The sequence below is a fragment of the Streptomyces nogalater genome (assembly GCF_039532885.1).
GTDB classification, from domain to species: Bacteria; Actinomycetota; Actinomycetes; order Streptomycetales; family Streptomycetaceae; genus Streptomyces; species Streptomyces nogalater.
On record NZ_BAAASM010000079.1, the window covers coordinates 18020 to 31303 of the forward strand.

11 protein-coding genes are annotated in these 13284 nt (G+C 72.8%); 6 read left to right on the forward strand and 5 right to left on the reverse strand.

The genetic code is table 11. The features are described 5' to 3' along the window. The first annotated feature begins 22 nt into the window (after nucleotides 1-22). Both ABD350_RS37390 and ABD350_RS37395 read left to right on the forward strand, forming a co-directional pair. The gene (locus tag ABD350_RS37390) at nucleotides 23-1543 is read left to right on the forward strand and encodes a PucR family transcriptional regulator (protein WP_344353840.1); all 1521 of its coding nucleotides are present in this window, start codon (nucleotides 23-25) and stop codon (nucleotides 1541-1543) included. A 78-nt stretch (nucleotides 1544-1621) separates the two neighbouring features. Continuing rightward, nucleotides 1622-2410: a phosphatase gene (locus ABD350_RS37395; RefSeq protein WP_344353841.1), complete on the forward strand. Its 789-nt coding sequence runs from the start codon at nucleotides 1622-1624 to the stop codon at nucleotides 2408-2410. Between the two features lie 112 nt (nucleotides 2411-2522). On the opposite strand, the gene ABD350_RS37400 is transcribed toward ABD350_RS37395, so the two are convergent. From ABD350_RS37400 to ABD350_RS37415, 4 genes are all read right to left on the reverse strand, one after another. Then, nucleotides 2523-2891, reverse strand: coding sequence for a hypothetical protein (locus ABD350_RS37400; protein WP_344353844.1), 369 nt, complete (start codon nucleotides 2889-2891; stop codon nucleotides 2523-2525). A gap of 205 nt (nucleotides 2892-3096) precedes the next feature. Beyond that, nucleotides 3097-3972, reverse strand: coding sequence for an acyl-CoA thioesterase (locus ABD350_RS37405; protein WP_344353847.1), 876 nt, complete (start codon nucleotides 3970-3972; stop codon nucleotides 3097-3099). Nucleotides 3973-4008: 36 nt separating this feature from the next. Then, nucleotides 4009-5166 (reverse strand): acyl-CoA dehydrogenase family protein, encoded by a 1158-nt coding sequence (locus tag ABD350_RS37410; protein ID WP_344353849.1) that lies wholly within the window; start codon nucleotides 5164-5166, stop codon nucleotides 4009-4011. Nucleotides 5167-5368: 202 nt separating this feature from the next. Further along, a complete protein-coding gene (locus ABD350_RS37415) occupies nucleotides 5369-5965 on the reverse strand; it encodes an SACE_7040 family transcriptional regulator (protein ID WP_344353852.1) in 597 nt (198 codons plus the stop codon). A 96-nt stretch (nucleotides 5966-6061) separates the two neighbouring features. On the opposite strand from ABD350_RS37415, the gene ABD350_RS37420 reads away from it, so the two are divergent. From ABD350_RS37420 to ABD350_RS37435, 4 genes are read left to right on the forward strand one after another with little or no spacing between them, the layout of a single operon-like run. Then, nucleotides 6062-7678: a carboxyl transferase domain-containing protein gene (locus tag ABD350_RS37420; protein WP_344353854.1), complete on the forward strand. Its 1617-nt coding sequence runs from the start codon at nucleotides 6062-6064 to the stop codon at nucleotides 7676-7678. A gap of 11 nt (nucleotides 7679-7689) precedes the next feature. Then, nucleotides 7690-9606: an acetyl/propionyl/methylcrotonyl-CoA carboxylase subunit alpha gene (locus ABD350_RS37425; protein WP_344353857.1), complete on the forward strand. Its 1917-nt coding sequence runs from the start codon at nucleotides 7690-7692 to the stop codon at nucleotides 9604-9606. After that, nucleotides 9603-10544, forward strand: coding sequence for a hydroxymethylglutaryl-CoA lyase (locus ABD350_RS37430; protein ID WP_344353859.1), 942 nt, complete (start codon nucleotides 9603-9605; stop codon nucleotides 10542-10544). Before ABD350_RS37425 ends, ABD350_RS37430 begins: the two co-directional genes overlap by 4 nt. A 5-nt stretch (nucleotides 10545-10549) precedes the next feature. Beyond that, a complete protein-coding gene (locus tag ABD350_RS37435; protein ID WP_344353861.1) occupies nucleotides 10550-11710 on the forward strand; it encodes an acyl-CoA dehydrogenase family protein in 1161 nt (386 codons plus the stop codon). Between the two features lie 137 nt (nucleotides 11711-11847). Here ABD350_RS37435 and ABD350_RS37440 read toward each other — a convergent pair whose 3' ends face one another. Continuing rightward, nucleotides 11848-12477 (reverse strand): flavin reductase family protein, encoded by a 630-nt coding sequence (locus tag ABD350_RS37440; protein WP_344353863.1) that lies wholly within the window; start codon nucleotides 12475-12477, stop codon nucleotides 11848-11850. Nucleotides 12478-13284: the final 807 nt, after the last annotated feature.

Consider the following 13284-nt stretch of genomic DNA (forward strand, 5'->3'; position numbering starts at 1 on the left):
TCATCCATAGGAACGGGGCGGGATGGAGGGTGTGCACACCATGCCGGAGACGATCTCCCCGGCCCCGGCGGCACCGGCGGTCCCGCCGACCCCGCCGGTGCCGCTCCAGGCCCTGCTGGCCCGGGAGGACCTCGCCCTGCGGCAGATCGCCGGGCCCGCGGACCCCGGGATCGTGATCCACGGCGCGCACACCTCGGAGATGACCGACCCCTACCCCTATCTGCTGGGCGGCGAGCTGCTGCTCACGGCCGGGGTGCACATCCCGGAGGCGGCCGGTGCCGGGACCTATTTCGACGCGTACGTCTCCCGGATCGTCGCGGCCGGCGGCGCGGCGCTCGGCTTCGGGGTGGCCCCGGTGCACGAGGCGGTTCCGCGCGCCCTGGTCACCGCCTGCGAACGGCAGGGCCTGCCGCTGCTGGAGGTCCCGCCGCAGACCACGTTCTCGGCCGTGGCCCGGGCGGTCTGGCGGCTGATGGCACAGGCCCGGCTGGCCGAGCTGCGCCGCGTCACCGAGGCCCAGCAGAGCCTCGCGGCGGCCGCCGCCCGCCCCGACCCCATCCCCGCGGTCCTCCGCCAGCTGTCCCAGCGGCTGTCCGGCCGGGCCGTCCTCTACGGCCCGGACGGCACGGAGGTCGCGGGGGCGGGCCGGGAGACACCGGGGGACGTGCGGGCGGCCCTGGCCCGACTGGCCGACGTGGTCAGACCGGCCCCCCACCCGGCGAACGCCCCCTCCCACCCCTCCTCCGCCACCGACACCCACGGCGGGGTCCACCTCGCCGTCTACGCGCTCGGGGCCGGGGAGGGGTTCGTGCTCGGGGTGGCCGGTGCGCGGCGGGAGGCCGGGGACCACACCATCGCGTCGGTCGCCGCCGTGCTGCTGGCGCTGCTGACCGGGGAGCACCACAGCGGGGCCGGCGCGGCCCGGTCCTCGGCGCTGGTACGGCTGCTGCTCGGCGCCCCGCCCGAGGAGGTGGCCCCGCTGCTCGGCGCCGGCCGCCGGCTCGTCGTACACGCCCGGCCGGAGGCCCAGGCCCCGGATCCGGTCGCCGCCTCCGCGCTCGGCGCCGCCCTCGGCTCGCCGCTGGTCGACCTCGCCGACGAGGTCGTACGGGTGCTGGTGCCCGCCGACCGGGCACCGCAGCCGCAGCCCGGCTGGACCCTCGGGGTGAGCGCCCCGGCCGAGCCCCGGGAGTGGCCGGCCGCCGACACCCAGGCCGCCCGCGCCCTGGCCCGGGCCCGCGCCGTCCGCGCCCCACTGCTCCGGCATGCCGCCCGGCCGGCGCTCGCGGACCTGGTGCCGGCGGCGGACGCCGAGACATACGCCCGTGCCCTGCTCGCCCCCCTCGCCGGGCAGCCCGCGCTCGCCGAGACCCTGCGCGCCTGGCTGTCGCTGCACGGCAGTTGGGACCGTACGGCGGTGGCGCTGGGCGTGCACCGCAACACCGTGCGGCAGCGCGTCGCCCGCTGCGCGGCCCTGCTGGACACCGACCTGGACGACCCGGACGTGCGCATGGAGCTGTGGTTCGCCCTGCGCCGGGGCTGACCGCGCCGGTGCGTGACCCCCGTCGCAGCGGGCGATATCCCGGGGACCGGCGCCGCGTGCTGCTCCACAATGGGTGCCATGCCGATATCCGGGACACCCAGCCGCGCCCAGCTCGTCGACCATCTGGTGCGCACCCGCATCGCGGGGGACGTCGCCACCCCCCGCGAGAACAACCTCTCCCACTACCGTCAGCTCGCCAACGGTGTCCGTGACTTCTGGCTCGGCCTGGAGCTGGGCGACCGCTGGACGGACGAGCAGGACGTGCTCGCGGTGATGGCCGAGCGGGTGGGCGTCAACGACGACCCGGAGTACCGGTACGGGCAGGACACCATCGACCCGGAACTGACCGTGGACGCGCTGGACCGGATGGCGGCGCGGCTGCGCAAGGCGGCCGAGGGAGGCCAGCGGGTGCTGTTCGCGACCGGGCACCCGGGCGGGCTGCTGGACGTGCACCGGGCCACGGCCGCCGCGCTGCGCGCCGCCGGCTGCGAGATCGTGGTCATCCCGGACGGGCTGCGCACGGACGAGGGGTACGTCATGCAGTTCGCGGACGTGGCCGTGCTGGAACACGGGGCGACGCTGTGGCACACCCACTCCGGGGAGCCGATGCGGGCCATCCTGACCGGCCTCGAGCGCGCCGGGCGTCCGCTGCCCGACCTGGTCGTGGCCGACCACGGCTGGGCGGGATACGCGGGGCAGCACGGCGTGGACTCCGTCGGCTACGCCGACTGCAACGACCCGGCGCTCTTCCTCGCCGAGGCGGAGGGCACCGTGCAGGTGGTGGTCCCGCTGGACGACCATGTGGTCAGCCCCCGTTACTACGACCCGATGACGGCGTATCTGCTGGCCGGGGCGGGACTGGCCTGACGGCCCGTCGCCGACGACCCGTCCCTGACGCTTCGCCCCTGACGGGTTGGTCGGGAAACGACGTGCGGCCCCGCCGACGGGGCCGCACACCGTGTTCGGTTGTCAGGTCGGATCAGTGGCCACCACCGCCACCGCCGCCGTGGCCGCCGCCACCACCGTGGCCGCCGCCGCCACCGCCGTGACCGCCGCCACCGTCGCCGTGACCGCCGCCGCCACCGTGGTCACCACCGCCGTAGCCGTCGTGGTCGCCGCCGTAGCCACCGTCGTGGTCGCCGTAGCCGCCATGGTGGTCGCCGCGGCCGTAGTCGTCGTCATCGTCGTCCCACCAGCCGCCACGGTCGTCGTCGTACCGGCTGTAGGAACTGTCGCTGCCGTAATCCGAGGCGGAGGCCGTCGCGGCCGTGCCGAACGCGGCTCCGCCCGCCAGCAGCAGACCGGAGGCGGACAACGCGACAAGACGCCTCGTGCGCTGTGATCGCATGGGAATACCTTCCATCTCCATCGTCTCTCGCGGCTCCCTGGGGGAACGCGCGAGGTGGATGGCCGTCGCCGCTGCTGATGAGGAAGATGCGGCGCGGTCTTCAGGTGTCACCGCAGCAGAATGAACGCATGGGCGTTCACTGCGGCCCTTCACCCAGAGAGCCTAATCGGACATACGCCACAAGTCATCTCGAAGAGCGCATCAGTCACAGCCGTCTCGGAACGCGGACCACGCCCTCCTGGATGACGGTGATGGCGAGCCGTCCGTCCTGCGTGTATATGCGGGCCTGGGCCAGGCCGCGGCCGCCGGACGCGGACGGCGACTCCTGGTCGTACAGCAGCCATTCGTCCGCCCGGAAGGGCCGGTGGAACCACATCGCGTGGTCCAGGGACGCCCCGACCACGTCCCCGACGGCCCAGCCGCCGCGCCCGTGGGCGAGCAGCACGGAGTCGAGCAGGGTCATGTCGGAGACGTAGGTGGCCAGGACGATGTGCCGGAGGGCGTCGTCGCCGTCGACCTTGCCGTTGACGCGGAACCACACCTGGGAGTGCGGTTCGCGCGGCTCGCCGTACCGCCCGTACGGCGGCTCGTCCACGTAGCGGAGGTCCACCGCCTCACGGGCCTCAAGGAACCGCTCGACGACCTCGGGGGCGAGGTGGCCGTAGCCGCCCAGCCGCTCCTGGGAGGTGGGCAGGGTGGCCGGGTCGGGCGCGGCGGGCATGGGCGCCTGGTGCTCCAGGCCGTCCTCGTACGCCTGGAAGGACGCGGAGAGGTGGAAGACCGGCTTGCCGTGCTGGACGGCGACCACCCGGCGGGTGGTGAAGGACCGGCCGTCGCGGATGCGGTCCACGGTGTAGACGATCGGCGCACCCGGGTCGCCGGGGCGCAGGAAGTACGCGTGCAGGGAGTGGGCGGGCCGGTCGCCGGGGACCGTGCGCCCCGCGGCGACCAGCGCCTGCGCCGCGACCTGCCCGCCGAAGACGCGCGGGACGACGGCGGAGCGGGACCGGCCGCGGAAGATGTCCTCCTCGATCTGCTCCAGGTCGAGCAGATCGAGGAGGTCCTGGAGTGCCTTGCTCATGGCGTGCAGGTATACCGCCCGGGGGTGCCGGCGACCTTAGAGACCCATGTCCTTGGCGATGATCGTCTTCATGATCTCGCTGGTACCGCCGTAGATGCGGTTGACGCGGTTGTCCGCGTACAGGCGGGCGATCGGGTACTCGTTCATGTAGCCGTAGCCGCCGTGCAGCTGGAGGCAGCGGTCGATGACGCGGTGCGCGACCTCGGTGCAGAACAGCTTGGCGGAGGCGGCCTCGGCGGGAGTCAGCTCGCCGGCGTCCAGCGCCTCCAGCGCGCGGTCGGCGACGGCCTCGGCGGCGTCCACCTCGGCCTGGCAGGCGGCCAGCTCGAACTTGGTGTTCTGGAAGTGCGCGACCGGCTTGCCGAAGACGGTGCGCTCCTGCACGTACTGCTTGGCGAACCGGACGGCGGCCTTGGCCTGGGCGTAGGCGCCGAAGGCGATGCCCCAGCGCTCGGAGGCCAGGTTGTGGCCGAGGTAGTAGAAGCCCTTGTTCTCCTCGCCGAGCAGGTCCTCGACGGGCACCTTGACGTCCACGAAGGCCAGCTCGGCGGTGTCGGAGGTGCGCAGGCCCAGCTTGTCCAGCTTGCGGCCGATGGAGTAGCCCTCGGACTTGGTGTCCACGGCAAACAGGGAGATGCCGTGACGGCGGTCCTCGGCGGTGGGCGCGGAGGTGCGGGCGCACACGATCACGCGGTCCGCGTGGACACCGCCGGTGATGAAGGTCTTGGCGCCGTTGAGGACGTAGTGCGTGCCGTCCTCGCTCAGCTTGGCGGTGGTCTTCATGCCCGCGAGGTCGGAGCCGGTGCCCGGCTCGGTCATCGCGATGGCCCACATCTCCTCGCCGGTGACGAACTTCGGCAGGTAGCGCTTCTTCTGCTCGTCGGTGGCGAGCATCTTGATGTAGGGCAGCGCGAGCAGCACGTGCACGCCGGAGCCGCCGAACTGCACGCCCGCGCGCGCGGTCTCCTCGTAGAGGACGGCCTCGAACTTGTGGGTGTCCAGGCCCGCGCCGCCGAACTCCTCGGGCACGCTGATGCCGAAGACGCCCAGCTCGCCGAGCTTGTAGTAGAAGTCGCGCGGCGCCTGGCCGGCGGCGAACCACTCGTCGTAGACCGGGACGACCTCGGCCTCGATGAAGGCGCGGATGGTCTCCCGGAACGCCTCGTGATCCTCGTTGAACACCGTACGGCGCACGCCGCCACCTCCACGTACCTCGGCATGACTTCGAGCATGTCTAAGCGCTTGCTCACTCACCGTACCGGCGAGTAGGGAACCCCGTCCAGAGGGGTTCGGCCGTAATACTCGTCACGCCCGGCCGCCTCCGGCCCGGCGCCCCCGCACGCGACCCGGTGTCCCCGCCCCCGGCCCGGTACCCCCGCGCGCGGCCCGGGTACGGCTATTCCGCCCCGGCCGCCTCGAACGCCCCCCGCGCCATCCGGTGCAGCAGGGTCGCCGTCGTGCCCCGGCCGGGGAGCGTGCCGGCGCGGCCGAGGTGGGGGGTGGAGTTGAGCAGGCCGAAGACCGAGTGGACGGCCGAGCGGGCGGCCGGTTCGGTCAGGCCCGGGTAGGCCTCGCGGACCACCTGCACCCACAGCTCCACGTACTGCCGCTGGAGCTGGCGCACCAGCTTGCGGTCGCTGTCGCGCAGCCGGTCCAGCTCGCGGTCGTGCAGGGTGATCAGCGGGCGGTCGTCCAGGGCGAAGTCGATGTGGCCCTCGATCAGGGAGTCCAGGACGCGGGCCGCGGGGATCCCGTCGGCCTCCGCCAGCCGGCGCCGGGCACCGGTCAGCAGCTGCCCGCTGATGCCGACCAGCAGCTCGGCGAGCATCGCGTCCTTGCCGGGGAAGTGCCGGTACAGGCCGGGGCCGCTGATGCCGACCGCGGCGCCTATCTCGTCCACCCCGACGCCGTGGAAGCCGCGTTCGGCGAAGAGCCGGGCGGCTTCCTTGAGGATCTGCTCGCGGCGGGTGGGGGCGTCGGTTCTGCTGGCCATGCCGACAATTCTAGACAGCGAGGTTAGCGGTCGTTAACCTGATGGAAATGGTTAACGCTCATTAACAGGTTCGGACACCGGTGAGGGGACCGCAGGATGCAGGAGGCACCGGAGCTTCACAGCGCGGCCGATCCCGCGTCGGAGGGCTGGCGGGCCAATGAGAGGGCCCATCTCGCACTCGTGGAGGAGCTGCGCGGCAAACTGGCCGCGGCGGCCCTCGGCGGCGGCGAGAAGGCGCGGGCGCGGCACACCGCGCGCGGCAAGCTGCTGCCGAGGGACAGGGTGGACACACTGCTCGACCCGGGCTCGCCCTTCCTGGAGCTCGCGCCGCTCGCGGCCGACGGGATGTACGACGGGCAGGCCCCGGCCGCCGGGGTGATCGCCGGCATCGGGCGGGTCGGTGGCCGCGAGTGCGTGATCGTGGCGAACGACGCCACGGTCAAGGGCGGCACGTACTACCCGATGACGGTCAAGAAACACCTGCGCGCCCAGGAGGTGGCCCTGGACAACCGGCTGCCGTGCGTCTATCTGGTCGACTCCGGCGGGGCCTTCCTGCCGATGCAGGACGAGGTCTTCCCCGACCGGGACCACTTCGGCCGGATCTTCTACAACCAGGCCCGGATGTCCGGCGCCGGCATCCCGCAGATCGCGGCCGTGCTGGGCTCCTGCACGGCGGGCGGGGCGTACGTCCCGGCGATGAGCGACGAGGCCGTGATCGTCCGCGGCCAGGGCACGATCTTCCTCGGCGGGCCGCCGCTGGTGAAGGCGGCCACCGGCGAGGTCGTCACCGCCGAGGAGCTGGGCGGCGGCGAGGTGCACTCCCGGGTCTCCGGGGTCACCGACCACCTCGCCGAGAACGACGCCCATGCGCTGCGGATCGTGCGGGACATCGTGGCCACGCTCCCCGCCCGGCGGTCCCTGCCGTGGGAGGTCCGGCCGTCCGTCGAGCCCAAGGTCGACCCCTACGGGCTCTACGGCGCCGTCCCGGTGGACTCCCGTACGCCCTACGACGTCCGCGAGATCATCGCGCGCGTGGTCGACGGCTCCCGGTTCGCCGAGTTCAAGGCCGAGTTCGGGCAGACCCTGGTCACCGGGTTCGCGCGGATCCACGGCCACCCGGTGGGGATCGTCGCCAACAACGGCATCCTGTTCTCCGAGTCCGCCCAGAAGGGCGCCCACTTCATCGAGCTGTGCGACCAGCGCGGCATCCCGCTGGTGTTCCTCCAGAACATCTCGGGCTTCATGGTCGGCAGGGACTACGAGGCGGGGGGCATCGCCAAGCACGGCGCCAAGATGGTCACGGCGGTGGCCTGCACGCGCGTGCCGAAGCTGACGGTGGTGGTCGGCGGCTCCTACGGCGCGGGCAACTACTCGATGTGCGGCCGGGCCTACTCCCCCCGCTTCCTGTGGATGTGGCCGAACGCCAAGATCTCCGTGATGGGCGGCGAGCAGGCCGCGTCCGTGCTGGCGACCGTCAAGCGGGACCAGTTGGAGGGGCGCGGCGAGGAGTGGCCCGCCGAGGAGGAAGAGGCCTTCAAGGCGCCGATCCGCGCCCAGTACGAGCGCCAGGGCAACGCCTACTACGCCACCGCCCGGCTCTGGGACGACGGCGTGATCGACCCGCTGGACACCCGTCAGGTCCTCGGTCTGGCCCTGACGGCCTGCGCCAACGCGCCTCTGGGAGACCCCCAGTTCGGCGTCTTCCGGATGTGAGGAGGGGAACCGTGTTCGACACAGTGCTGGTGGCCAACCGCGGCGAGATCGCCGTACGCGTGATCCGTACGCTGCGCGCCCTGGGCGTGCGCTCGGTGGCGGTCTTCTCCGACGCCGACGCCGACGCGCGGCACGTGAGGGAGGCCGACACGGCGGTGCGGATCGGTCCGGCGCCGGCCGCCGAGAGCTATCTGTCGGTGGAGCGGCTGCTGGAGGCCGCCGCCCGCACCGGCGCCCAGGCCGTCCACCCCGGGTACGGCTTCCTCGCCGAGAACGCGGCCTTCGCGCGGGCGTGCGAGGAGGCGGGGCTGGTCTTCATCGGCCCGCCGGCGGACGCGATCGCGCTGATGGGCGACAAGATCCGGGCCAAGGAGACGGTGGAGGCGGCCGGGGTGCCGGTGGTGCCGGGCGGACGCGACCCCGGCCTGGCCGAGGCGGCCCGCGCCCTGGGGGCGCCCGTGCTGCTGAAGCCGTCGGCCGGCGGCGGCGGCAAGGGCATGCGCCTGGTGCGGGACCTGACCGTGCTGGAGGAGGAGATCGCCGCCGCCCGCCGGGAGGCCCGCGCCTCCTTCGGTGACGACACGCTGCTGGTGGAGCGGTGGATCGACCGGCCCCGGCACATCGAGATCCAGGTGCTGGCCGACGGCCACGGCACCGTGCTGCACCTCGGCGAGCGCGAGTGCTCCCTCCAGCGGCGCCACCAGAAGGTGATCGAGGAGGCGCCGAGCGTGCTCCTGGACGAGAAGACCCGGGCCGCGATGGGCGAGGCGGCCGTGCAGGCGGCGCGCTCGTGCGGGTACCGGGGCGCGGGCACGGTGGAGTTCATCGTCCCGGGCGGCGACCCGTCGCAGTACTACTTCATGGAGATGAACACCCGGCTCCAGGTGGAGCACCCGGTCACCGAGCTGGTGACCGGACTGGACCTGGTGGAGTGGCAGCTGCGGGTCGCGGCCGGCGAGCGGCTGCCCTTCGGCCAGTCGGAGATCACGCTCACCGGGCACGCGGTGGAGGCCCGGATCTGCGCCGAGGACCCCGCGCGCGGCTTCCTGCCCTCCGGCGGCACGGTCCTGCTGCTGGACGAGCCCCGGGGCGACGGGGTCCGCACCGACTCCGGGCTCAGCGAGGGCACCGAGGTGGGCAGCCTGTACGACCCGATGCTGTCCAAGGTGATCGCCTACGGCCCCGACCGCGCGACCGCGCTGCGCAGGCTCCGGGCGGCCCTGGCGGAGACGGTCACGCTGGGCGTGCAGACCAACGCCGGGTTCCTGCGCCGGCTGCTGGCCCATCCGGACGTGGTCGCGGGCGACCTGGATACCGGGCTGGTGGAGCGGGTGGTGGACGACCTGGCCTCCGCCGACGTGCCGGAGGAGGTGTACGAGGCGGCGGCGGCCGTACGGCTGGAAGCGCTCGAGCCGCGCGCTCAGGGCTGGACCGACCCGTTCTCGGTGCCGAACGGCTGGCGGCTGGGCGGCACCCCGAAGCCGCCCGTCTTCCACCTGCGGGTGCGCGAACCGGTGGCGTACACCCCCCGGGGCGTCCACACCGTCACCGGCGACCGGGTGAGCGTCACCCTGGACGGCGTCCGGCACACCTTCCGCCGCGCCGGGGACTGGCTCGGCCGGGACGGCGACGCCTGGCAGGTGCGCGACCACGACCCGGTCGCCGCGTCCCTGAACCACGCGGCCCACGCGGGCGCCGACTCCCTCACCGCGCCCATGCCGGGCACGGTGACGGTGGTCAAGGTGGCCGTGGGCGACGAGGTGGCCGCGGGCCAGAGCCTGCTGGTGGTGGAGGCGATGAAGATGGAGCACGTCATCTCCGCCCCGCACGCCGGCACGGTGGCCGAACTGGATGTGACGCCGGGCAGCACGGTCGCGATGGACCAGGTGCTGGCCGTCATCGCACCGCACGAGGAGGCGGCCGGATGAGCGTCCGGGGACTGCCCATGGCCGTACCGGCCGAGGGACTGCCCGCGCGGGTGCGCATCCACGAGGTGGGCGCGCGCGACGGGCTGCAGAACGAGAAGACGGCCGTACCGACGGCGGTGAAGGCCGAGTTCATCCGCCGGCTGGCCGGCGCGGGCCTGACCACCATCGAGGCGACGAGCTTCGTGCACCCCAAGTGGGTGCCCCAGCTCGCCGACGCCGAGGAGCTGTTCCCCCGGGTGAGGGATCTGAACGCGGCCCTTCCGGTGCTGGTGCCCAACCAGCGCGGCCTGGACCGGGCGCTGGCGCTCGGCGCGGAGTACGTCGCCGTGTTCGCCAGCGCCACCGAGTCCTTCGCCAAGGCCAACCTCAACCGGACGCTGGAGGAGTCCCTCGCGGTGTTCGAGCCGGTGGTACGGCGCGCGAAGGACGAGGGCGTACGGGTGCGCGGCTATGTCTCCATGTGCTTCGGCGACCCGTGGGAGGGCCCGGTGCCGCTCCCCCAGGTGGCGCGGGTGTGCGGGGCGCTGCGGGACATGGGGTGCGACGAGCTGAGCCTCGGCGACACCATCGGGGTGGCCACCCCGGGCCAGGTCCGCGCGCTGCTCGCCCTGCTGAACGAGCGGGGCGTGCCGACCGGCGCGATCGGTGTGCACTTCCACGACACCTACGGCCAGGCGCTCGCCAACACCCTGGCCGCCCTCCAGCACGGCGTCACCACGGTGGACGCCTCCGCCGGGGGGCTCGGCGGCTGCCCGTACGCCAAGTCCGCCACCGGCAATCTCGCCACCGAGGACCTCGTCTGGATGCTGCACGGGCTCGGCATCGAGACGGGTGTCGACCTCGGCCGTCTGACCGCCACCAGCGTGTGGATGGCCGAACAGCTGGGCCGGCCCAGCCCGTCCCGTACCGTCCGCGCTCTCTCCCACAAGGACCAGTGATCAGCATGGACCACCGTCTCAGCCCCGAGCTGGAGGAACTCCGCCGTACGGTCGAGCAGTTCGCGCACGATGTCGTGGCGCCGAAGATCGGCGACTTCTACGAGCGGCACGAGTTCCCGTACGAGATCGTCCACGAGATGGGCCGCATGGGCCTGTTCGGGCTGCCGTTCCCGGAGGAGTACGGCGGGATGGGCGGCGACTACCTGGCGCTCGGCCTCGTCCTGGAGGAGCTGGCCCGGGTGGACTCCTCGGTGGCGATCACGCTGGAGGCGGGCGTCTCGCTGGGCGCGATGCCGCTGCACCTGTTCGGCACGGAGGAGCAGAAGCGGCAGTGGCTCCCCCGCCTGTGCTCGGGCGAGATCCTGGGCGCGTTCGGCCTGACGGAACCCGACGGCGGCAGCGACGCGGGGGCGACCCGTACGACGGCCCGGCTGGACCCGGACACGGACGAGTGGGTGATCAACGGCACCAAGTGCTTCATCACCAACTCGGGCACGGACATCACGGGTCTGGTCACGGTCACCGCGGTCACCGGCCGCAAGCCGGACGGCCGCCCGGAGATCTCGGCCATCATCGTGCCGTCCGGCACCCCGGGCTTCTCGGTGGCGCCGCCCTACTCGAAGGTCGGCTGGAACGCCTCCGACACCCGCGAACTGTCCTTCCAGGACGTCCGGGTCCCGGCCGCCAACCTGCTGGGCGAACAGGGGCGCGGTTACGCCCAGTTCCTGCGCATCCTGGACGAGGGCCGGATCGCCATCGCCGCCCTCGCCACGGGGCTGGCCCAGGGCTGTGTGGACGAGTCGGTCAAGTACGCGAAGGAACGTCACGCCTTCGGCAAGCCGATCGGCGCCAACCAGGCCATCCAGTTCAAGATCGCCGACATGGAGATGAAGGCCCACACGGCCCGCCTGGCCTGGCGCGACGCGGCCTCCCGCCTGGTCGCGGGCGAACCCTTCAAGAAGGAGGCGGCCCTGGCCAAACTCCACTCCTCCACGGTCGCCGTGGACAACGCCCGCGAAGCCACCCAGATCCACGGCGGCTACGGCTTCATGAACGAGTACCCGGTGGCCCGCATGTGGCGCGACTCCAAGATCCTGGAAATCGGCGAGGGCACGAGCGAGGTCCAGCGGATGCTGATCGCCCGCGAACTGGGACTGGTGAGCTGAGGCGACACCGCCGACGCCGGGTCGGGGTGTCCGGAGGACGGTTTGGCCGGTGCTTCTCCGGGCACCCCGGCGTGTTCTCTCCTCCAGGTGATCAGGTTTCCGGGTGCCGTTCGAAGCCGTTGCCCGCCGAGGGGCCGTCATGCGACACGGGTCGCCGTGTTCGCCGTTTCGGAGCGGAAGCCGTGCCCGACCTCCGGTGTCAGACCGTGGTAGTGGCGGAAGTTGTAGATGAGCGGGCTCCAGCGAGCGGGGTCGATGTGATGGGTGCCCGGCACGACGATGCGTTCGTCGGCGTGGACGCGCAGCACGTCGCACTCGACGCTGAGGAAGAGACCCGCTCCGCCCGGCGTCAGCGCACGGGCCCGCGCCTCGAACTGCAGCGCGCACTCGGCGACCCGCGGCGGCTTCACGAGGTGGGAATCGGCCGGGGTGAGCCCGGAGGCGGCGAACTTGTCGGGCTCGTACCGGTACACCGCCCGCTTGCTCTCGGGCACCGGGTTCGCCCCGGTGAGCGGCGCCAGGCACTCCACCCGCTCCCACAGCTCCGGCGAGGCGACGTTGATCACCAGCTCGGCGCGCGCCGCGAGGTTGCGCGCGGTCTGGCTCTCACTGCCCAGGCCCAGGACGATGTGCTGTCCCAGCGCCCAGGCGGAGGAGATCGGGGCAAGGTTGAACGTGCCGTCGTCGTTCTCGGTCGTCAGCAGGACCACGGGCGTGCCGAAGTAGAGGATGCTCGGCCGGACCACTCGGTGGGCGTCAGTCGTCATGGCCCAAGACGCTAGGCGCGGGACGTTTCGGTACGCGCCGAAGTATGGGCTGCCGAACAGGTCCCCAGCGGCTCATGCCGTGAGAAGGGCTGGGCCGGGGTTGTCAGGGTTGCCGTGGGGCCGCCCGCTTCTTGGTCAGTGTCGTGCCTCCGCGAGGTGAGTCAAGGGCGCGTTCCGCGTCGGCTGCGCCGATGGCCCTCCGGGCCACCCTTGACACACCTCACTCCAGCACGAGGGAGAAGCGAGCGGGCAGCCCAGGGAAAGTGGCCGGCTGAGGCGTGTCGGTCCCTACCGTCCGCTGCGTTCGCATCGTGGGTCCGGGGGGCGCACCCGCGCCTCGCCAGCACGCCGGGATGGCTAAGCGGCTTCCGGCCCGGTGGGTGGTGCGCGCTCGCGCCTCGCATGCACGCCGGGCCGGTTCGGCGTCTGACGGCCGGGGCCGGGATTGCTGGCCGATCCACCGGATGGGTAGTTCTGGAATACCTGTCCATAACCAACCCCTGACCACCAGCCCCGCGCCCGGCCATGACATCGGGCCGGTGGGCCGGTGGGCCGGTGGGGGGGTGCGCGGTCGCGCAGCCCTCTTCGAGCTCCCCCAACACGGTGACGGGCTTGCCGCACCCCTTCGCCACTCGTGGGGTGGAGGGGCCGCTAGGCCCGGTGGGCCGTTTTGGACTGCTTGCCCAGAACCGGCCCCCCTGGCCCCATGCCTCCCTGACCCCCTTGACCCTCTTGACCCCCTAGCCCCCTTGACCCCCTCGCCCCCTGAGACTTGCTGGTTCCTGACCGCCAGCCCCGCCAGGGCGG